Genomic DNA, 20,731 nt, shown 5'->3' with positions numbered 1-20,731 from the left:
CCCTGCATCCAGAGACGAAGTGTCCCGTTGCCACGGGGCGTGAGCGCGGGCATAAATCGCCCCGCGGAATATCTCGCGGCCCTCCCCGCTGGACGGGACGGCTTTTGGCAACGAGCAAGAATGGCGAAAGGAAAGCCTCTCATGGCTGAAAGCACTTTTGACGTCGTTGTGATCGGCGGCGGTCCCGGCGGGTATGTCTGCGCGATCCGCGCGGCGCAGCTCGGCTTCAAGGTTGCCTGCGTGGAAAAGCGCGGGACGCTGGGCGGCACCTGCCTGAACGTCGGCTGCATCCCGTCCAAGGCTCTGCTGGCGGCGTCGGAGAAGTTCGAGGAAGCGGCCCACGGCCTTGCCAAGTTCGGCATCAAGGTCGGCAGCGTCGACCTGGACCTGCCCGGCATGCTGGCCCACAAGGACAAGGTCGTTAAGGACAACGTCGGCGGCATCGAGTTCCTGTTCAAGAAGAACAAGGTCGCCTGGCTGAAGGGCGCCGGCAAGATCACCGCCCCGAACACCGTCGAGGTCGAAGGCGTCGGCACCATCACCGCGTCGAAGGCGATCGTCATCGCCACCGGTTCGGACGTGACCCCGCTGCCGGGCATCGCCATCGACGAGAAGCGCGTGGTGTCCTCCACCGGCGCCCTGTCGCTGCCGGAGGTGCCCAAGCATCTGGTCGTCATCGGCGGCGGCGTGATCGGCCTGGAGCTGGGCTCCGTCTGGGGCCGCCTGGGTGCCAAGGTGACGGTGGTCGAGTATCTCGACCGCGTGCTGCCGACCATGGACAACGAGCTGTCGAAGCAGGCCCAGCGCATCTTCGCCAAGCAGGGCATGGACTTCAAGCTGAGCACCAAGGTGACCGGCGCTTCGGTGACCGAGACCGGTGTCACCCTGACGGTCGAGCCCGCCGCCGGCGGTGCCGCGCAGACCATCGAGGCCGACACCGTGCTGGTCGCCATCGGCCGCCGCCCCTACACCGAAGGTCTCGGCCTGGAGGCGGTGGGCGTTGAGCTGGAGCGCGGCCGCGTCAAGATCGACGGCCATTTCCAGACCAACGTGCCGGGCATCTACGCCATCGGCGACGTGGTCGAAGGCCCGATGCTGGCCCACAAGGCCGAGGAAGAGGGCGTGGCGCTGGCCGAGCAGCTGGCCGGCCAGAAGAGCCACGTCAACCACGACCTTGTCCCCGGCGTCGTCTACACCTGGCCGGAAGTCGCCGCCGTCGGCAAGACCGAGGAGCAGCTGAAGGCCGCGGGCGTCGCCTACAAGACCGGCAAGTTCCCGTTCACCGCCAACGGTCGCGCCCGTGCCGGCGGCAACACCGACGGTTTCGTGAAGATCCTGTCGGATGCCTCCACCGATCAGGTGCTGGGCGTCCACATGATCGGCCCGAACGTGTCGGAGATGATCGGCGAGCTGGTGCTGGCCATGGAGTTCAGCGCGTCCGCCGAAGACGTCGCCCGCACCTGCCACGCCCACCCGACCCTGTCGGAAGCGGTCAAGGAAGCGGCACTGGCGGTCGACGGGCGTCCGCTGCACATCTGATCGGGTCTATCAGGTCCGAAACAGCAAAAAGGCTCCCCCGCCGTCCGGCGGGGGAGCCTTTCCGTTTTAGCGACCCCGCTCGGGCGGTCAGGCCGCGCGGATGGTCGACAGGAAGCCGTTCACCACGCTGCGCAGGCGGCCGGCGTCGCCGGCGAGCTGGCCGGAGACCGACAGGACGGTCTCGGCGGAATGGCCGGCCTCGACGGCGGCGCTGCGGACGTCGGCGATGGTCTTGGTCACCTCCTGGGTGCCGCTGGCGGCCTGCTGGACGTTGCGGGCGATCTCGGCGGTGGCGGAGCCCTGTTCTTCCACGGCGGCAGCGATGGCGGTGGAGATCTCGTCGATCTGGGCGATGATGCCGCCGATGCCCTTGATCGCGCTGGCGGTCTCGTCGGTGACGCGCTGCATGCCGGTGACGTGGCCGGCGATCTCCTCCGTCGCGCGGGCGGTCTGGCTGGCGAGGCTCTTCACCTCCTGCGCCACCACGGCGAAGCCCTTGCCGGCCTCTCCGGCACGGGCGGCCTCGATGGTCGCGTTCAGGGCCAGCAGGTTGGTCTGGCTGGCGATGTCCTGAATCAGTTGCACCACCGTACCGATCTTCTCCGCCGCCTCGGTCAGGCTGAGCACCTGCCCGTTGGCCTGTTGGGCCGCCTCCACCGCCTCGCGGGCGATCTGGGCGGAGCGGTTGACCTGCTCGCCGATCTCCTGGATCGAGGAGGACAGCTGCTCGGTCGCGCTGGCGACGGTCTGCACGTTGCTGCTGGCATCCTGCGAGGCGTTGGCGACGACGCCGGCCTGCTGGCTGGTCTGGGTCGCGGTGGCGGTCATGGTCTGGGCGGTGCCGGTCATCGACTGGGCGGCGCGGTCGACGCCGTCCACCACATTCATCACCTGGGCTTCCAGAGTGTCGGCCAGTTGCAGCATGGCCTTGCGGCGTTCGGCGTCGGCCTTGGCCTGATCCTCGGCCCGCTGGTCGATCATCCGCTTCAGGTCGGCCAGCATCTTGCGCAGGGCGTCGGCGAGCGCGCCGACTTCGTCGGCCTGCCGGATGTCCAGCGTCTGGTCGAAGCGGCCGGCGGCGATGCCTTCGGCGAAGGCGACGCTGGCGCGGATCGGCCGGGCGACGCCGCCGGCGACCACCCACATCACCGCGACCGCGCCAAGGGCGACCAGGGCGCCGACGGTGACCTGCCACAGGATGCTGGAGTTGGCGCGCTCGCCCAGTTCCGAGGCCAGGGCCATGCTGTCGGCCAGCACGATGTCCTTCGGCACCTGGACCAGCACGGCCCACGGCTTTTCGGTGTTGCCGAGCGTAATGGGAGCGAAGGCACGCAGCATGTTGGTGGAGGCTTCGATGTCGACATGCGGCTTGCCGGTCTGGACACTGGTCAGATCGTCCCGCCACGAGGCATCAAAGGTGGAAATCGACTGGCCGATCAGGTCGGGCCGCGCGCTGTGGGCGACGATCAGGCCCATGTTGCTGATGATGACCACCTGGCTGCGGCCGTTGAAGACGGCGGCGCTGACCTTGGTCGACAGTTGCTGAACGAATTCGAGGTTGAAGTCGGCGCCGGCCACGCCGCGGAACTTGCCGCCGATGACCACAGGCACCGACAGGGTCGCGAGGAACACCTGCTTGCCCTGCACGATGTAGGGCAGGGGGTCGAGCACGCTCTCGCGTCCGTTCTCCTGCGGGCCGATGTACCAGCCGCCCTTCATCACGCCATTGGGATGCCGGTCGCGGCTGTCATACTCCACCAGCGGCTGCATGGCGATGCGGCCGTTCTGGTCGCGGTTCCAATAGGGGATGAAGCGGCCGGTGGCGTCGGTGCCGGCTTCGCGGTGGTTGCGGAACTCCTCGTCCCGGCCGTCGAGCGCGTCGGGCTCCCACGCCGAATAGGTGCCGTTGAACAGCGGGTTGTTCTTCAGCACCGACAGCAGAACGCCGTTGAAGGCCTCGCGCCGCTTTTCCGGCGGGACGTGGCCGGGCGCCCCGTCGTCGGCGAGGCTGGCGAAGCTGCTGGCCATCGTCCGTGCGGCGTTCAGCGCGGTGTCGAATTCCGACCGCAGCAGGCCGGCCTGGGTGGCCGCGAGATTCTGCAGGGATTCCGTCGTCTTGCTTTCGATGATCCGTTCGACGTTGCCGGTCACGAACTCGTTGCTGGAGCGCGTCGACAGGACGGCGAAGCCGACGAGCACGGCGACGGTGCCTGCCAGGCACAAGCCCGACAGCATCGCGATCTTCGATTGGATTGATTTTATTTGCATGGTGTTTCCCCAGCATGAATCACACGCTGGAGACACTGTGGAATTCGCCCCTTAACGAATGGTGAAGCCTGGATAAGGGTTAGAATACGGCCTTTAATGCGAAAGTATTACGGTTGCGCGGTATTGCTTCACTATTTGCAACTGATTCTAACGTCCATGGGAAAATCCGGAGATGTATTTTAATTTCCCGGCAACAGACGGATTGTTGCGAGATTGCATTCAATGCGCGAAGGCTCCGCCGACATCTGCGACGGAGATCGGCGTGAATATCCCGATATGCTTGGCTCGATTGTGGAGACCGGTCCTAATCAGCCCTTGCGCGCCCGAGGATGGGCGTTGCGGTACACGTTCATCAGCTGCTCGTTCTCGACGTCCGTGTAACGCTGGGTTGTGGAGAGCGAGGCGTGGCCGAGCAGGTCCTGGATGGCGCGCAGGTCGCCGCCGTCCGCCAAAAGATGGGTCGCGAAACTGTGTCGCAGGGCGTGCGGAGTGGCGCTGTCGGGCATGCCCATCAGGGCGCGCAGCTTCTGCATCTGATGCTGGGCGACGCTGGCGTTCAGCCGGCCACCGCGGGTGCCGACGAACAGCGGGCCATCGGGGGCCAGCGTGAAGGGGCACGATTCGATATAGGCGCGCACCGCCTCCGTCACCGCCGGCAGGACGGGGATCATGCGGTCCTTGCGCCCCTTGCCGGTGACGCGCAGCATGTCGGTCAGCGGCGCGTCCTTTCGGGCCAGACCCAGCGCTTCGGAAATGCGGAGGCCGCAGCCGTAGAGCAGGGTGAACAGGGCGCGGTCGCGCTTGCCGATCCAGGGTTCGTCGCGATCGCGCTCGGCCTCCTCCAGCAGGCGGTCGGCGTCGATTTCCGTCAGCGGGCGCGGGGCGGGGCGCTTGACCTTCGGTGTGGCCAGGGTGGCGACGGCGGGGTTGTGCAGCCGGCCGCTGCGGTCCATCCAGCGGAACAGGTTGCGCACCGCCGCCAGCTTGCGCGCCCGGCTGGCCCCGACCAGACCGTCCATCGCCAGCCGGGACATCCAGGCGCGGAAATCCGCCGCCTTCAGGTCGCCCAGGTCGTTCAGCGAGGGCTGCGAGCCGCCGCGGAATTCGGTGAGGAAGCGCAGGAACTCTCCCACGTCGGCGGTGTAGGCCGACAGGGTGTGACGGGACACCGCCTTCTCGCTCTCCATCCAGCGCCGCCAGTGGGCCAGCACTTCCTGAACGTCGGGCTTGGCGGAGAAACCCAATACAGGTTCGGTCACGCCGGCAGCTCCAGCCAGCCGCGGATCACCCGCTCGATGACGCGGGCAAGGAAGCCGACCAGTTCGGTGCCCTGGCCGTTGTGGAAGGTGTCGGGTTCGCGGCTGCCGAAAGCGAGCAGGCCGTCGGGCGTCTCGCTGGAGACTTGGATGCGGATCAGCGCCTCCGACCGGACCAGGCCGGCGCCGGGGCCGTAGATCTCGGGATCGCCCTGGATGTCGGTGTTCAGCACCACGTCGGCGCGCCCCAGCCGCTCGGCGATGGCGCCCGGCTCCACCACCCGCACGCCGGAACGGTGGACGTGGGGAATGTCGCTGCCGTTGGATTCGATGACCAGACAGGCGACGTCGAGGTCGAGAAGGACCGCGAGGTCGGTGGTGATGGTCTGGATCAGCTGCTCGAAGCTCTGGGCGTCGAGCAGGAACAGGACCGCGGCGTGGATGCGGTTCTGGCTGTTCAGGTTGGCCCGGCTGGTGCCGATCAACTCGCGCTGCTGGTCCTTGAGGGTGCGGACCTCGGCGCGCAGCCGGTCGACCATGAATGCCTGGAGGTCCACCACCCCACGCCCGCGGTCGACCGACGGCGGGGTCAGGTGGTGGACCAGATCGGCGTTCTGGGCCAGGAAGTCCGGGTGGGTCCGCAGATAGGCGCGCACATCCTCCGAAGAGAGCGTCGACGCCTGGCGCGGGGGGTGGCCCGGTTCGCGGCCCCTGTCGGCCATGATCGCTCCGGCCCGCCTTACAGGATCGACTGGCCGGTCTTCTTCCAGTCATCGACGAACTGGGAGAGACCCTTGTCGGTCAGCGGGTGGTTGAACAGCTGCTTCAGCACCGACGCCGGCGCGGTCACGACATGGGCGCCCAGACGGGCGGCCTTGACGATGTGCATCGGGTTGCGGATCGAGGCGACCAGCACCTCGGTCTTGAAGGCGTCGTAATTGTTATAGATCTCGCAGATGTCCTTGATGATGCCCATACCATCCTGGCCGATGTCGTCCAGGCGGCCGACGAAGGGCGACACGAAGCTGGCGCCGGCCTTGGCCGCCAGGATCGCCTGGGCGGGGGAGAAGCACAGCGTGACGTTGACCATCGTGCCTTCGGACGAGATGATCTTGCAGACCTTCAGGCCGGCCGGGGTCAGCGGCACCTTCACCGCGACGCGGTGGGAGATCTTGGCGATCTTGTGGGCTTCGGCGAGCATGGTCTCGAAGTCGGTGGACGCCACCTCGGCGCTGACCGGACCGTTGACGACGTCGCAAATCTCGGCCACGAGGTCGAGGAATTGACGGCCGGACTTGGCGATCAGGGAGGGGTTGGTGGTAACACCGTCCAGCAGACCGGTATCGGCCAGATCACGGATCTCGGCGATGTCGGCGGTGTCGACGAAGAACTTCATGACGAAGGGTCCATGCTTGCTGATGTTGACCGGAACCGGCCGCGCCGGAAAGCTGACCGACGCGCCGTCCCGCCCGGTGCCCGGGACATGAGGCCACTCTAGCCGATGCGTTCGACTTCCGCCAGTTCCGCCCCGGGCTTCCAGGGGGATCTTCTTGGGGACACGCCCGAAACGGGGCAGCCCGAAGGCGATTTGGTGCGTGAAACCACCGATTCCCCGGCGAAGCCGCAGCCTCGCGGGTCGGACCGTCGCGTCGCCGTCCTGCTGCCGCTGCCGCTGCGCGAGGCCTACGACTACCGCGTGCCGGACGGGATGGAGCTGGTTCCCGGCGATTTCGTCGAGGTGCCGCTGGGTCCGCGCCGGGTGATCGGCGTTGTCTGGGGTCCCGGTGCCGGGACGCTGGAGTCCGGCCGGCTGAAGGCGGTGGTGCGCCGGTTCGACGTGCCGCCGATGACCGAGGTCGGCCGCCGCTTCGTCGAATGGGTCGCCGCCTATACCATGACGCCGCCGGGCTTCGTCCTGCGCATGGCGGTCAGCGTGCCGGCGGCGCTGGAGCCGCCCAAGCCGATGCTGGCCTATCTGCGCAAGCAGGGGGCGGAGCCGCCGCCCGGCTTCAAGATGACCGATCCGCGCAAGCGCATCCTGGCGCTGCTGGAGGATGGTCCTCCGCGGACGCCGTCTGAGCTGGCCGAGGAGGCCGGCTGCGGCGTGACGGTGGTGCGCGGGCTGGCCGAGGCCGGGCTGCTGGAACCGGTGATGCTGCACCCGACCCGGCTGGGCCGGCCCGACTGGCGCCGGCCCGGACCCAGCCTGTCGGCCGACCAGCGGGCGGCGGCCGACGATCTGCGCGCCCGGGTGGCATCCGGCAGCTACTCCACCGTGCTGCTCGACGGTGTCACCGGGTCGGGCAAGACGGAGGTCTATTACGAGGCGATCTCGGCGGCGCTGGAGCAGGGCAAACAGGCGCTGGTGCTGCTGCCGGAGATCGCGCTGTCGGCACAGTGGCTCGACCGCTTCGCCCGGCGCTTCGGCGCGCCGCCGGCGGAGTGGCATTCGGAGCTGACCGGGGGGCAGCGCCGCGACACCTGGCGCGCGGTGTCCAAGGGCGAGGTGCCGGTGGTGGTCGGCGCGCGGTCGGCGCTGTTCCTGCCCTATCCGGATCTGGGCGTCATCATCGTCGATGAGGAGCACGACTCCGCGTACAAGCAGGAGGAGGGGGCGATCTACCACGCCCGCGACATGGCGGTGGCGCGGGCGCATCTGGGCGGGCTGCCCATCGTGCTGGTCTCCGCCACGCCGTCGCTGGAGACCAAGGTGAATGCCGACAGCCACCGCTATGCGCGCATCGAGTTGCCGGCCCGCCATGGCGGTGCGGTGCTGCCCGACGTCGAACTGATCGATCTGCGGCGCGACCGTCCTCCCGCCCGGCACTGGCTGGCGCCCAGCCTGCGCAAGGCGCTGACCGACACGCTGGCGGCGGGCGAGCAGGCGATGCTGTTCCTGAACCGCCGCGGCTATGCCCCGCTGACCCTGTGCCGCGCCTGCGGCCACCGCATGCAATGCCCGAACTGCACGGCGTGGCTGGTCGAGCATCGGCTCGCCCGCAAGCTGCAATGCCACCATTGCGGCCTGCAGCAGCCCTTGCCCCATGCCTGCCCGGAATGTGGGGAGGAGGGGACGATGGCCGCCTGCGGTCCCGGCGTGGAACGCATCGCCGAGGAGGTGGCGGAGCTGTTTCCCAACGCCCGAGCCGCCATCATGGCGTCCGACACCCTGCACGGCCCGCGCGCCATCCAGGAGATGGTGGAGAGCATCGGCCGGCACGAGCTGGACATCATCATCGGCACCCAGGTGATGGCGAAGGGCCATCACTTTCCCATGCTGACGCTGGTGGGTGTGGTCGATGCCGATCTGGGGCTGAACGGCGGCGACCTGCGGGCGGCGGAGCGCACCTATCAGCTGCTGCATCAGGTCGCCGGGCGCGCCGGGCGCGGCGAGCGGCCGGGGCGGGTGATGCTGCAGACCTTCATGCCCGAACATCCGGTGATGCAGGCGCTGGCCGCCGGCGACCGCGACGGCTTCTATCAGCTGGAGGCGGAGATGCGGCTGGAGGCCGGCATGCCCCCCTTCGGCCGGCTGGCGGCGCTGATCGTGTCCGGTGAGGATCCGACGCTGGTGGAGCGGGTGGCGATGGCGCTGGGCCGGGCCGCACCGCGCAGCGACTCGGTCCATATCTTGGGGCCGGCCCCGGCGCCGCTGGCCCTGCTGCGCGGACGGCACCGCCGCCGCCTGCTGCTGAAGGCGCCGCGCAGCACCCAGGTGCAGCCGCTGATCGCGGAGTGGCTGGACAGGGTGGAGATCCCGCCGGCCATCCGGGTGCAGATCGATGTCGACCCCTACAGCTTCCTTTAAAGGGCGTTAGCGTCGGCGGGGCAGGCTGCGGCGAATTGACACGATCCGGTCGCGGCAGGGGTTCGACATGGCACCTGTGACGTTTGGTCCATTGCGCGGCGTGGAGCATGGTATTACCACGGTCGGGATGGTTCCGAATCCAAACTTCCTTCCCGGACCCAAACGTCACAGGCACAGGTTCAGGCTGATGGTCGGCATGATCTCCAAGCTTCGTCTGCGCGTTCAGCGGCAAACCCTGCTGACCGTGCTGCCGGTTCTTCTGCTGCTGGTGGTCATCGCCTTTGCCGCCGGCGCCCCGGCCCGCACCCGCGGCACCGATGCCGAAGCGCTGACCATGATCGACCGCGCCGAGCAACTGCTGGAGCGGATCGGTCCGGACGCGGCGGCCGAAGCCTTTGTCGCCCATGATAGCGCTTTCAACGACCGCGACCTTTACCCGATGCTGCTGGACGACACCGGCGTGATGGTCGCCCATGGCTGGACCGCAACGCTGAACGGATCAAACCTGAAGGAACTGCGCGACGTCGATGGCAAGCCCTTCATCCGCGAGGCGCTGGACGGGGTGGCGCGCACCGGCCGCACCGACGTCACTTATCAATGGATCGATCCGCTGACCGGGCAGGTCGCGCGCAAGACGATGCATGCCCGCCGTCTGGTTCTGAACGGCAAGCCCTACATGCTGGCGGTCGGCGTCTATCGTTGAGGCTTTTATGAAACTGCTGCGGCGGGATGCCGCAGGTCGCTTTTTTACATGGTGAAAATTACCGCGGCCAAATCCAAGGGGCCAAACCCAAGGAAGGTCAGGGCGACCGCGGCCGGCGCGGGCGCCAGATCGACAGGCATTCGGCGGCGTTGTCACCGGCCCCGATGCCGTACCAGCCCGAGCGGTCGTGGAAAGACAGGCTGTAGCGGCCCTTGGCGTCGCGTTCGAAGCGGAAGACCGGACGGTCGACTTCCGGCAGCAGCACCAGAAGCCGGTCGTGGGTGCGCCCCGACTCGCGCAGCACGCCGACCCAATGCCCGTCGCGAATCTTGGGTTCGGCCACGGCGGCGAAGGCGTCCAGATCGTCCGGGGTAAAGCGGGCGCGGCTGAACTGGATGACGTTGGGCGCGCGCTCCTCCAGCCGGGAGCCGGCGCCGGCGTCGGTGTCCGCAGGGGTGTCGGTCGTCGGCAGGATGGTCATGGCGGATAAGGCCTCTGGTCTCTCGGGACCGGCTGCGGCGGGGCAAAACGACAGGAATCCCAAGGTCGGATCGGCCGCCCGCACGGTTCCGGCCGACCGTGGATCAGATTGGTTAACCTTGAATTAAACCGGGAATAGGGCCACATCGAAGTCACAGCCGGTATGACCAGTCGAGCGTTGCCCGAGTCCTCGGCGAACGCAGTTGCGACCAATGATTCCGCAGTTGCTCAAAACGCCGCAGCCAAATTGTCCAGACCCCGTTGCGTGGTGGCGATTCCTGTGATATTGGACCGCTCGCTTTCGCGGCCGGGGTGTTTGTGCCTCGGGTTGACACCCTATAAGGCCGCCGAATTCACCGTCTACCGAACTCAATTCGAGGGATCAGGTGGCATCCGAAGGAACAGGCGTATCCGAACTCGCCGCGCGTTACTCCACCGCGCTGTTCGAGCTTGCGGACGAAAATCAGGCGTTGGACACGGTCGCGAGCGATCTGGCCACGCTGAAGCAGATCCTGGCCGAGAGCGCTGACCTCCGTCGCCTCGTCCGCAGCCCCGTCATCAGCCGCGCCGATCAGGGCAAGGCCATGGCCGCTGTCCTGGACAGCGCCGGCGTGTCCGATCTGACCAAGCGCTTCATCGGGCTGGTGGCGGCCAACCGCCGCCTGTTCTCGATCGACGGCATGATCGAAGGCTTCCTGGCCGAGCTGGCCCGGCGCCGCGGCGAGGTCACGGCGCAGGTCACGACGGCCCAGCCGCTGAACGACGCCCAGCGCGACGCCGTCATCGACGCGCTCAAGGCGTCCATCGGTTCCAAGGTGTTGGTGAACACCTCCGTCGATCCGGAGCTGATCGGCGGCATGATCGTTAAGTTCGGCTCGCGCATGGTCGATACCTCGGTGCGCACGAAGCTGAACAAATTGCAACTCGCCATGAAGGCCTCAGGGGGATCAGTCTGATGGATATCCGCGCCGCAGAAATCTCTGCGATCCTCAAGCAGCAGATCGCGAATTTCGGGACCGAGGCGGATGTCGCCGAGGTTGGTCAGGTCCTGTCGGTGGGTGACGGCGTCGCCCGCGTGCACGGCCTGGACAACGTCCGCGCCGGCGAAATGGTCGAGTTCCCGGGTGGCCTGCAGGGCATGGCGCTGAACCTCGAGACCGACAATGTCGGTATCGTGATCTTCGGCGACGACCGCGGCATCAAGGAAGGCGACACCGTCAAGCGCACCGGCACCATCGTCGACGTTCCAGTCGGCCGTGGCCTGCTGGGCCGCGTGGTCGACGGCCTCGGCAACCCGATCGACGGCAAGGGTCCGCTGGTCGACGTCGAGCGCAAGCGCGTCGAGGTGAAGGCCCCCGGCATCATCCCGCGCAAGTCGGTGCACGAGCCGATGCAGACCGGCCTGAAGGCCGTCGACAGCCTGGTTCCGATCGGGCGCGGCCAGCGCGAACTGATCATCGGTGACCGTCAGACCGGCAAGACCGCCGTCGTCATCGACACCTTCCTGAACCAGAAGCCGATCAACCAGGGCGACGACGAGAGCAAGAAGCTCTACTGCATCTACGTCGCCGTCGGCCAGAAGCGCTCCACCGTCGCCCAGATCGTCAAGACCCTGGAAGACGCCGGCGCCATGGAATACTCCATCGTCGTCGCCGCCACCGCGTCGGAGCCGGCTCCGCTGCAGTTCCTGGCGCCGTACACCGGCTGCACGATGGGCGAGTATTTCCGCGACAACGGCATGCACGCCCTGATCGTGTACGACGATCTGTCCAAGCAGGCCGTCGCCTACCGCCAGATGTCGCTGCTGCTCCGCCGTCCGCCGGGCCGCGAAGCCTATCCGGGCGACGTGTTCTACCTCCACAGCCGCCTGCTGGAGCGCGCCGCCAAGATGGGCGACGCCCATGGCAACGGCTCGCTGACCGCCCTGCCGGTCATCGAGACCCAGGCCGGCGACGTGTCCGCCTACATTCCGACCAACGTGATCTCGATCACCGACGGTCAGATCTTCCTGGAAACCGGCCTGTTCTATAAGGGCATCCGCCCCGCCATCAACGTCGGTCTGTCGGTGAGCCGCGTCGGCTCCGCCGCCCAGATCAAGGCGATGAAGCAGGTCGCCGGCACCATCAAGATGGAACTCGCGCAGTACCGCGAGATGGCCGCCTTCGCCCAGTTCGCCTCGGACCTCGACGCCTCGACCCAGCGCCTGCTGGCCCGCGGCGCCCGTCTGACTGAGCTGCTGAAGCAGGGCCAGTTCCAGCCGCTGCCCGTCGAAGAGCAGGTCGTTTCGATCTTCGCCGGCGTGAAGGGCTACCTGGACGCCATCCGCGTCGAGGACGTGAACCGCTTCGAGGCCAAGTTCCTGTCGGAAATCCGCGCCAAGGGCGCCGATATCCTGGCGGCGATCCGCACCGACAAGCAGATCACCTCGGCGACCGAAGAGAAGCTGAAGGCGTTCCTCGACGGCTTCGCCAAGGTCTTCGCCTGACCGACCGCGCGCGGGGGCGGGAAACCGCCCCCCACCGTCTTGTAGAGACGGGCACGGAACGACCTCGAGCGGAATTGAAGGGCCGGCATGCCTAACCTCAAGGACCTAAAGAACCGGATCGCGAGCGTCCAGTCGACGCGCAAGATCACCTCGGCCATGAAGATGGTCGCGGCTTCCAAGCTGCGCCGCGCTCAGGAGCAGGCGGAAGCCAGCGGTCCCTACGCGGAGCGTATGGGCCGCATGCTGTCGTCGCTGGCCGCCAACGTGCAGGACAGCGGCAACGGCCCGAAGCTGATGACCGGAACGGGCGCCGATCAGGTGCATCTGCTGGTCGTCATCAGCTCCGACCGCGGTCTGTGCGGCGCCTTCAACGGCTCCATCGTCCGCGAGGCCAAGCGCCAGATCGTCCGCCTGCAGGGCGAGGGCAAGACCGTGAAGCTGCTGACCGTCGGCCGCAAGGGCCGCGACCAGCTGAAGCGCGAGTTTGCCTCCCTGATCGTCGAGAGCTACGAGGACGTCGGCCGCCGCCGGCTCGGCTTCAGCGACGCCGATATGGTAGCGACGAAGGTGCTGTCGATGTTCGACGCCGGCGAGTTCGACGTCTGCTCGGTCATCTTCAACAAGTTCAAGTCGGCGATCTCGCAGGTCGTCACGGTTCAGCAGCTCATCCCCTTCGCCGTCGCCACCGAGGCCACCGAGGCCGCCGGCGCGGAAGCCAAGGCGATGTACGAGTTCGAGCCGGACGAGGAGCAGATCCTCGCCGAACTGCTGCCGCGCAACCTGTCCATCCAGATCTACCGCGCCCTCCTGGAGAGCGCCGCGTCCGAACAGGGCGCCCGGATGACCGCGATGGACAACGCGACGCGCAACGCCGGCGACATGATCAACAAGCTGACGATCACCTACAACCGGACGCGCCAGGCCTACATCACCAAGGAGCTGATCGAGATCATCTCCGGTGCCGAGGCCCTGTAACGGCCGCATCCGACACGTAGCGTCCAGCCTATTTGCGCCGGCGACGGCATACCGACACTTACCGAGTTCCTAGGGAGCTTTACTCCATGGCCACCACCAATTCTGTCGGCAAGATCACGCAGGTCACGGGCGCCGTCGTGGACGTGCAGTTCGACGGCGACCTGCCGGCGATCCTGAACGCGCTGCACACCCAGAACGACGGCAAGACCCTCGTTCTGGAAGTGGCGCAGCACCTGGGCGAGAGCACGGTCCGCACCATCGCCATGGACAGCACCGACGGTCTGGTGCGTGGCGCCGAGGTGTCGGACACCGGCGCCCCGATCGCCGTGCCGGTCGGACCTGAGACCCTGGGCCGCATCATCAACGTGATCGGCGAGCCGATCGACGAGCGCGGCGCGGTCAACGCCGCCCGCTCGCTGCCGATCCACCGTCAGGCCCCGGACTTCGTCGACCAGTCGACGGACGCCGAAGTGCTGATCACCGGCATCAAGGTCATCGACCTGCTGGCCCCCTACGCCAAGGGCGGCAAGATCGGCCTGTTCGGCGGCGCCGGCGTCGGCAAGACCGTGACGATCATGGAGCTGATCAACAACGTCGCCAAGGCGCACGGTGGCGTGTCGGTGTTCGCCGGCGTGGGCGAGCGTACCCGTGAGGGCAACGACCTCTACCACGAGATGATCGAGTCGGGCGTCATCAAGCTCGACGGTCCGGGCTCCAAGGTGGCCCTGGTGTACGGCCAGATGAACGAGCCGCCGGGCGCCCGCGCCCGCGTCGCGCTGAGCGGCCTGACGCTCGCGGAATACTTCCGCGACGAGGAAGGCCAGGACGTGCTGTTCTTCGTGGACAACATCTTCCGCTTCACCCAGGCCGGTTCGGAAGTGTCGGCTCTGCTGGGCCGCATCCCGTCGGCGGTGGGTTACCAGCCGACGCTGGGCACCGACATGGGCGCCCTGCAGGAGCGCATCACCTCGACGAAGAAGGGCTCGATCACCTCGGTGCAGGCCATTTACGTGCCCGCCGACGATCTGACCGACCCGGCCCCGGCCGCTTCCTTCGCCCACCTGGACGCCACCACGGTGCTGTCGCGCTCGATCGCCGAAATGGCAATCTTCCCGGCCGTGGACCCGCTCGACTCGACCAGCCGCATCCTCGACCCGCGCGTCGTCGGTGAGGAGCACTACCAGGTCGCCCGTTCGGTCCAGAAGGTTCTGCAGACCTACAAGTCGCTGCAGGACATCATCGCCATCCTGGGCATGGACGAGCTGTCGGAAGAGGACAAGCTGGTCGTGGCCCGCGCCCGCAAGATCCAGCGCTTCCTGTCGCAGCCGTTCCACGTCGCCGAGGTGTTCACCGGCACGCCGGGCGTGCTGGTCAGCCTGGAAGACACCATCAAGGGCTTCAAGGGCATCGTGAACGGCGACTACGATCACCTGCCGGAGGCCGCCTTCTACATGGTCGGCACCATCGACGAGGCGATCGCCAAGGCCAAGAAGCTGGCCGCCGCCTGATCCCCATCCGGGATTGCGGCATTCCGACCCGGCTCCATCGGCCCTGAGAAGGGGCATGAGAAAGCCGGGCGGAAATCGACATCAGCACACCCCCTCCCCCCGTCATCGGGGGAGGGGGTTCCTATGAAGAGGCACCAGGAAACCCATGGCCGATAAAGTCGAATTCGAGCTGGTCTCGCCGGAAAAGCTGCTGAAGTCGCAGCCCGTGGACATGGTCGTGGTGCCGGGTTCGGAAGGCGATTTCGGCGTGCTCGCCGGTCATTCGCCGATGATCTCGACCGTGCGTCCGGGTGTCATCGACGTCTATGAGGGCGACCGCGTGGTCGACCGCGTCTTCGTCGCCGGCGGCTTCGCCGAGGTCACCGAGGCCCGCTGCACCGTGCTGGCCGAGGAAGCGGTGGCGCTGACCGATCTGGACCGCGCCGCGGTCGAGAAGCAGATCAAGGATCTGTCCGAGGACGTGGACGACAGCAAGTCGGACGCCGAGCGCGCTGCCGCCGAGTCCAAGCTGGCCGTCGCGCGCGCCAAGCTGGACGCGCTGACCCAGACCTCCGCTCACTGAGCGGAGGCCGTCGGCACGCTTCCCGTCTGTGCGGGATCCTGGAGCCAACGGCATATATCTCTTCGGTCAAACGGGCGGCTTGGGCATCCAGGCCGCCCGTTCGCGTTGCGACTTGGTTGCATGGCGAAAAAGAGCGATTACATTCGAAGGCCTGAACCGTGAACCCCGCCGTACCCGACGGCATAAAGGCGGGGACATGGGAGCGGCGAACCCTTTCCCGATATGAACCGGCCGCAACGGCAGCGCGGCCCAGAACGAGGCGGTAGAGCGGACATGGCGCGTGCGCATTGGCGGATCGACGAGCTTCCCTGGGACCGTTTCGACGCCGGCAAGATCGATTCCGATCTGGTCCCGCTGATCAAGGCGGCGGCCCTGGTGGAATTCAACGCCGACGATTACACAGCCTATCTGTGCAACGTCTTCAAGGACGATCCGGAGTTCCAGGAGGCCGCCCGCGGCTGGGCGATCGAGGAGGTCCAGCATGGCGAGGCGCTGGGCCGCTGGGCCGAGCTGGTCGATCCGACCTTTGATTTCCGCGCGGCGGTCGAGCGCTTCCGCGCCGGCTACCGCGTGCCGATCGACCTCGACGCCTCGGTCCGCGGCTCGCGCACCGGCGAGATGATCGCCCGCTGCATGGTGGAGACCGGCACCAGTTCCTACTACGCCGCCATCGGCGATTCGACCGACGAGCCGGTGCTGAAGGAGATCTGCCGCAACATCGCCGCCGACGAGCTGCGCCACTACAAGATCTTCTACACCTACGCCAAGAAGTATCTGGACCGCGAAGGGCTGAACAAGGTGCAGCGGCTGAAGGTGGCGCTGTCGCGCATCGGCGAGTCGGAGGACGATGAGCTGGCCTACGCCTACTACGCCGCCAACGCCCCGGCCGACGCCGCGTACGAGCACAAGCTCTACAACGCCGCCTACAAGCGCCGCGCCTTCGGCCGCTATCGCCGCAAGCATGTCGACCGCGCCATCGCCATGGTGTTCAAGGCCTGTGGCCTGAAGCCCCACACGCGGCTGTGCAGCGTCGCCTCGCGCGGGGCATGGTGGTTCATCGACCGTCAGGCCAGGAAGCTGGCGGCGCAGGCGGTCTGACCTGCTCAGGAAAGGTGGCAGCGCCGGTCCCTTTGGAGTAGCCATTGGGACCCAACCACCCAATGAGGGTTCCGGAGACATGAAGCTCTTCTACAAGGCGGGCGCCTGTTCGCTGTCGCCGCACATCATCCTGCGCGAGGCCGGGCTGCCCTTCGATCTGGTGAAGGTCGATCTCGCGGCCAAGACCCTGGCCGACGGCAGCGACTTCCTTGCGGTGAACCCGAAGGGCCAAGTGCCGGCCCTGGCGTTGGACGAGGGTGGCCTGTTGACCGAAGGGCCGGTGATCGCGCAGTACATCGCGGACAAGGTCCCGGATAGCGGCCTGATCCCGCCGGCCGGCAGCCTGGAGCGCTACCGCGTGCTGGAGTGGCTGAACTTCATCGGGACCGAGCTGCACAAGGGCTGCTCGCCGCTGTTCCGTCCCAACACGCCGGATGCCTACAAGGACATTGCCCGGCAGACGCTGACCGCCAAGTTGGCGGTGCTGAATCAGGGGCTGCAAGGCAAGACCTACTTGACCGGCGAGCGTTTCACGGTGGCCGACGCCTATGCATTCGTCGTGCTGCGCTGGGTCCCGCATCTGGGCGTGGACCTGTCGCCCTTCGCCAATCTGGCCGCCTTCAGCGAGCGCGTCGGCGTCCGTCCGGCGGTGCAGGCGGCGCTCGCGGCCGAAGCCCAGGGCTGACGACAGCGTCTCTGAACGAGAAAGGCCCCGTCTCGGCGAGAGACGGGGCCTTTTTCTTTTGTCGGCGTCGCGCGGATCAGGCGGCGCTGGGCTTGCGGCGCAGCGGGGTGTTGCCGCCGGGAGTGCCGGCGGCGCGCGGCGCCTGCTTGCCGTTGCCCTGGCTGTTGCCGTGCGACACGGCATGCGGAGCCGGGCGGCGGTCGTGGCGGTTCTGGTCGTTGCGGGCGGCGTCCGGACGCGGCGCACCGGCCGGCTTGCCGGGCTTCTGCGGGGTCTTGGCGGCCTGCGGAGCCTTGGCAGGCTGCTGCGCCGCCTTCGGGGCTGCCTTCGCCGCGGCGTTCGCCGGGCGGGCCTGCTGCTGGTTGCGGTTGTTCTGGTTGCGGTTGCTACCCGGCGCCTTGGGGCGGGGCGGCGGCTTGGAGGAGGCGTGGATCTGCGCCACGTCCACCGCATGGTAGGGGTGGGTGGTGTCGGACGGGATCGGCTGACGGATCGTCTTCTCGATGTCCTTCAGATAGCCGACCTCTTCATGGTCGCAGAAGGACACCGCGCTGCCGTCGGTGCCGGCGCGCGCGGTCCGGCCGATGCGGTGGACGTAGCTTTCCGGCTCGTTCGGCAGGTCGAAGTTGATGACGTGGCTGATGCCGTCGATGTCGATGCCGCGCGCGGCGATGTCGGTCGCCACCAGCGCCCGCAGCTCGCCGGCGCGGAAGCTTTCCAGCGCGCGCACGCGGGCCGACTGCGACTTGTCGCCATGGATGGCGTCGGCGGCGATGCCGGCCTTCTTCAGATGGTCGGCGATGCGATCGGCGCCATGCTTGGTGCGGGCGAAGACGATGGTGCGGGCCATCGCGCTGTCTTCCAGCAGGTCGGCCAGCAGACGGCGCTTGTCGCTGCGCTCGACGAAGAGGACGCGCTGGTTGATGCGCTCCACCGTCGTCGACTGCGGCGTCACCTCGATGCGCTCGGCATCGGTCAGGATGCTGTTCGCGAGGTCCACCACCGCGTCGGGCATGGTGGCGGAGAACAGCAGGGTCTGCCGTTCCTTCGGCAGAACCGCCACCACCTTCCGCACGTCGCGGATGAAGCCCATGTCGAGCATGCGGTCGGCCTCGTCGAGGACGAACAGCTCGATGCCGCCGAGATTGACGTGGTTCTGCGCCATCAGGTCGAGCAGGCGGCCGGGAGTGGCGATCAGCACCTCCGTCCCGCGGGCGATGGCGGCGACCTGCGGGCTCTGGCCGACGCCGCCATGGATGACGGTGCGGCGGATCGGCAGATGGCGGCCGTAGGTGGTGAAGCTGTCGCCGATCTGCAGCGCCAGCTCACGCGTCGGGGTCAGGATCAGGGCGCGCGGCGACTTGGCGGCCACGCGCTTCTTGTTCTGGAACAACCGCTGCAGCATCGGCAGCGTGAAGGCGGCGGTCTTGCCGGTGCCGGTCTGGGCGAGGCCCAGCACGTCGCGGCCGGCCAGCAGAAGCGGGATGGCGCCGGCCTGGATCGGCGTGGCCGTGGAGTATCCCTCCTCCGCGACGGCGCGCAGAAGAGGCTCGATCAGGCCGAGGCCGGAAAATTCGGTCATGGAAGCGATGGTCCTGGTCACCAGAATGGGGGCCGCGCCAGGAGGGAGCGGCCGGGCTTGCGCGCTCCGCGGCGGGTTGGCGCGGAGCCGTCGGGCGGCGGGCGATCAGGCGAGCGCAAGTCCTGCGCGGCGCCGGGCGCCGTCCGACCCCGGACAGATAGGGCCGGTGGCTTGATTTGGCAAGCAAACTCGTCGCGCGGCAGGGGTGCGCCTGCCGATTCGGGAGGATCAAGCGGAGGCTGGACGGGAGGAGAGGGGGCGCGAGCCGGCGTCGCAATCCTGCGGCATATAGTCGCGCCCCGGTGCCGTCCGTCGGGGCTTACGGCTTCTTGATGATGCCGCAGGCGAGGCGGTCGCCGGAGTTGCCGGCCGGTTGGCTGAGGTAATCGTCGGGCTGGGCGTGGATGATGATCGAGGTGCCGCCCTGCTTGAACAGGCCGTCGGCGCCGTCGGTCAGGCTGACCATGTGGGTGATCGCCTCGAACCCGGCCTTGCCGGCCTCGTTGGCCCAGATGTTGGGAAGCTCGCCGTAATGCATGTGCTCGGATTCGAGACCGTGCTTGGAGCCCTGCGCGGCGAAATGACCGCCGGCCGCCTTGAAGTCGGGGGTGCAGGCGCCGTTTTCGTGGATGTGGATGCCGTGCCAGCCCGGCGGCAGCCCTTCCAGCTGGCCATGCACCAGGATGCCGTGCGGGAATTTGGTGAAGGTGACGGTGCCCAGCGGCTTGCCCTGGGCATCGGCGATGGCGGCCTGGGCGGCGGGAGCGGGCGCCGGGGCGGCCGGGGCGGACTGCTGGGCGAGAGCGGGAACGGCTGCCAGCGACAGTCCTGCGAGCAGCAGGGCCGGAATCAACGAGGAGCGGAACAAGGTGCGGGGCATTCCGGTGGGTCCTCCATATTGGCCGGCGCGGGTGAGCGGCCGGCAGGGTCGCGACTTCGCGTCGCTGCGAAACCGCTCTGGGATTGCGAACGGTTTTCAGTATGATGGGGGTATCGGCAAGCAAAGACCAGGGTTGGGGTTATGACGTCGCGTCTGGAAGCGTTGTGCATGGAGAAGGGGCTGAAGATGACCGGGCAGCGCCGCGTCATCTCGCAAGTGTTGTCGGAGGCGGATGACCACCCCGACGTCGAGGAGGTGCATCGCCGCGCCGTGCAGATCGACCCGCGCATCTCCATCGCCACCGTCTACCGCACCATGCGGCTGCTGGAAGACGCGCAGGTGATCGAGCGCGTCGATCTGGGCGATGGGCGTGCGCGCTACGAAGAGGCGACGGCCGACCACCACCACCACCTGATCGACACCCGCACCGGCCGGATCATCGAATTCGCCAGTCCGGAACTGGAGGCGATGAAGGAGCGGATCGCTCACGAACTCGGCTACAAGATCGTCGGCCACCGGCTGGAAATCTACGGCGTGCCGCTGGACGACGCCGGTGACGGCGCCCGGGATGAGGAGGAGCGTCCATGACCGATCCCCGTTTCTTCGAGGCCGATCAGCCGATTGCCGACGCCATCGCCTGCCGCGATGCGGTGCAGCGCTGCTACTCCGGCCTGTGCCGCTGCGGCCAGCCGGAACGCTATGCGCTGGAGGCGGCGGTGACGGTCTATCGCTATCACCATCCGGAGATCCCGCCGGCCCAGGCGGAGACCATCGTCAGCCATTGGGTGGCGGGGCCGGTTCGGCATTGAGGGGGGCGACGGTTTGCCCCCTCCCCATCCCTTGTATGTTGAGTTTGGCTTATAGTGTCTCCGACGGATCGAGCTGCTGGGGGTGGCCACCCC

General features: G+C 67.6%; 19 protein-coding genes. 12 read left to right on the top strand and 7 right to left on the bottom strand.

What is annotated here, in order from left to right; genetic code table 11:
* Nucleotides 1-141: 141 nt before the first annotated feature.
* Nucleotides 142-1,539, top strand: a complete 1,398-nt coding sequence (gene lpdA, locus TSO5_RS14435; protein WP_109152226.1) for a dihydrolipoyl dehydrogenase — start codon at nucleotides 142-144, stop codon at nucleotides 1,537-1,539.
* A gap of 87 nt (nucleotides 1,540-1,626) precedes the next feature.
* Here the strand turns inward: lpdA and TSO5_RS14430 are convergent, their stop codons facing one another.
* The 4 genes from TSO5_RS14430 to fsa form a co-directional block, all read right to left on the bottom strand.
* Nucleotides 1,627-3,807: a methyl-accepting chemotaxis protein gene (locus TSO5_RS14430; protein WP_109152225.1), complete on the bottom strand. Its 2,181-nt coding sequence runs from the start codon at nucleotides 3,805-3,807 to the stop codon at nucleotides 1,627-1,629.
* A 308-nt stretch (nucleotides 3,808-4,115) separates the two neighbouring features.
* Nucleotides 4,116-5,066 (bottom strand): tyrosine recombinase XerC, encoded by a 951-nt coding sequence (locus tag TSO5_RS14425; protein ID WP_109152224.1) that lies wholly within the window; start codon nucleotides 5,064-5,066, stop codon nucleotides 4,116-4,118.
* A complete protein-coding gene (locus TSO5_RS14420) occupies nucleotides 5,063-5,785 on the bottom strand; it encodes a DUF484 family protein (RefSeq protein WP_109152223.1) in 723 nt (240 codons plus the stop codon). Before TSO5_RS14420 ends, TSO5_RS14425 begins: the two co-directional genes overlap by 4 nt.
* Nucleotides 5,786-5,802: 17 nt before the next feature.
* Nucleotides 5,803-6,459, bottom strand: a complete 657-nt coding sequence (gene fsa / locus TSO5_RS14415) for a fructose-6-phosphate aldolase (RefSeq protein WP_085090287.1) — start codon at nucleotides 6,457-6,459, stop codon at nucleotides 5,803-5,805.
* Between the two features lie 195 nt (nucleotides 6,460-6,654).
* On the opposite strand from fsa, the gene TSO5_RS14410 reads away from it, so the two are divergent.
* Entirely contained in the window at nucleotides 6,655-8,871 is a 2,217-nt protein-coding gene (locus TSO5_RS14410) for a primosomal protein N' (RefSeq protein ID WP_109152250.1), read from the top strand.
* Between the two features lie 187 nt (nucleotides 8,872-9,058).
* Nucleotides 9,059-9,574 carry a cache domain-containing protein gene (locus tag TSO5_RS14405; protein ID WP_109152222.1) on the top strand — a complete coding sequence of 172 codons (516 nt, stop codon included), beginning with the start codon at nucleotides 9,059-9,061 and terminating at the stop codon, nucleotides 9,572-9,574.
* Nucleotides 9,575-9,671: 97 nt separating this feature from the next.
* Here TSO5_RS14405 and TSO5_RS14400 read toward each other — a convergent pair whose 3' ends face one another.
* Nucleotides 9,672-10,055: a hypothetical protein gene (locus tag TSO5_RS14400; RefSeq protein ID WP_109075925.1), complete on the bottom strand. Its 384-nt coding sequence runs from the start codon at nucleotides 10,053-10,055 to the stop codon at nucleotides 9,672-9,674.
* Between the two features lie 385 nt (nucleotides 10,056-10,440).
* Between TSO5_RS14400 and TSO5_RS14395 the strand changes: the two genes are divergently transcribed.
* The 7 genes from TSO5_RS14395 (at nucleotide 10,441) to gstA (ending at nucleotide 17,367) form a co-directional block, all read left to right on the top strand.
* Nucleotides 10,441-11,010: a F0F1 ATP synthase subunit delta gene (locus tag TSO5_RS14395; protein WP_109075926.1), complete on the top strand. Its 570-nt coding sequence runs from the start codon at nucleotides 10,441-10,443 to the stop codon at nucleotides 11,008-11,010.
* Entirely contained in the window at nucleotides 11,010-12,539 is a 1,530-nt protein-coding gene (gene atpA / locus TSO5_RS14390) for a F0F1 ATP synthase subunit alpha (protein WP_109075927.1), read from the top strand. Before TSO5_RS14395 ends, atpA begins: the two co-directional genes overlap by 1 nt.
* An 87-nt stretch (nucleotides 12,540-12,626) precedes the next feature.
* Entirely contained in the window at nucleotides 12,627-13,514 is an 888-nt protein-coding gene (locus TSO5_RS14385; RefSeq protein WP_109152221.1) for a F0F1 ATP synthase subunit gamma, read from the top strand.
* Nucleotides 13,515-13,600: 86 nt separating this feature from the next.
* Nucleotides 13,601-15,022: a F0F1 ATP synthase subunit beta gene (gene atpD, locus TSO5_RS14380; RefSeq protein ID WP_109075929.1), complete on the top strand. Its 1,422-nt coding sequence runs from the start codon at nucleotides 13,601-13,603 to the stop codon at nucleotides 15,020-15,022.
* A gap of 145 nt (nucleotides 15,023-15,167) precedes the next feature.
* Nucleotides 15,168-15,584, top strand: a complete 417-nt coding sequence (locus tag TSO5_RS14375; protein WP_109152220.1) for a F0F1 ATP synthase subunit epsilon — start codon at nucleotides 15,168-15,170, stop codon at nucleotides 15,582-15,584.
* A gap of 273 nt (nucleotides 15,585-15,857) precedes the next feature.
* Entirely contained in the window at nucleotides 15,858-16,682 is an 825-nt protein-coding gene (locus TSO5_RS14370) for an acyl-ACP desaturase (RefSeq protein WP_109075931.1), read from the top strand.
* Between the two features lie 79 nt (nucleotides 16,683-16,761).
* Entirely contained in the window at nucleotides 16,762-17,367 is a 606-nt protein-coding gene (gene gstA, locus TSO5_RS14365) for a glutathione transferase GstA (protein ID WP_109152219.1), read from the top strand.
* A gap of 76 nt (nucleotides 17,368-17,443) precedes the next feature.
* Here gstA and TSO5_RS14360 read toward each other — a convergent pair whose 3' ends face one another.
* Together TSO5_RS14360 and TSO5_RS14355 are read right to left on the bottom strand one after the other, a co-directional pair.
* Nucleotides 17,444-18,949 carry a DEAD/DEAH box helicase gene (locus TSO5_RS14360; RefSeq protein WP_199230904.1) on the bottom strand — a complete coding sequence of 502 codons (1,506 nt, stop codon included), beginning with the start codon at nucleotides 18,947-18,949 and terminating at the stop codon, nucleotides 17,444-17,446.
* 319 nt (nucleotides 18,950-19,268) lie between these two features.
* Nucleotides 19,269-19,829, bottom strand: a complete 561-nt coding sequence (locus TSO5_RS14355) for a superoxide dismutase family protein (protein ID WP_109152218.1) — start codon at nucleotides 19,827-19,829, stop codon at nucleotides 19,269-19,271.
* A 141-nt stretch (nucleotides 19,830-19,970) separates the two neighbouring features.
* Here TSO5_RS14355 and TSO5_RS14350 point away from each other — a divergent pair, with 141 nt between their 5' ends.
* The gene (locus TSO5_RS14350; protein WP_109152217.1) at nucleotides 19,971-20,417 is read left to right on the top strand and encodes a Fur family transcriptional regulator; all 447 of its coding nucleotides are present in this window, start codon (nucleotides 19,971-19,973) and stop codon (nucleotides 20,415-20,417) included.
* Nucleotides 20,414-20,638: a hypothetical protein gene (locus TSO5_RS14345; protein ID WP_109152216.1), complete on the top strand. Its 225-nt coding sequence runs from the start codon at nucleotides 20,414-20,416 to the stop codon at nucleotides 20,636-20,638. The genes TSO5_RS14350 and TSO5_RS14345 overlap by 4 nt, the downstream gene beginning before the upstream one ends.
* Nucleotides 20,639-20,731: the final 93 nt, after the last annotated feature.

Origin of the sequence: Azospirillum sp. TSO5 (genome assembly GCF_003116065.1) — a bacterium.
Taxonomy (GTDB): Bacteria; Pseudomonadota; Alphaproteobacteria; order Azospirillales; family Azospirillaceae; genus Azospirillum.
This window is presented reverse-complemented; position numbering and strand designations above follow the sequence as displayed.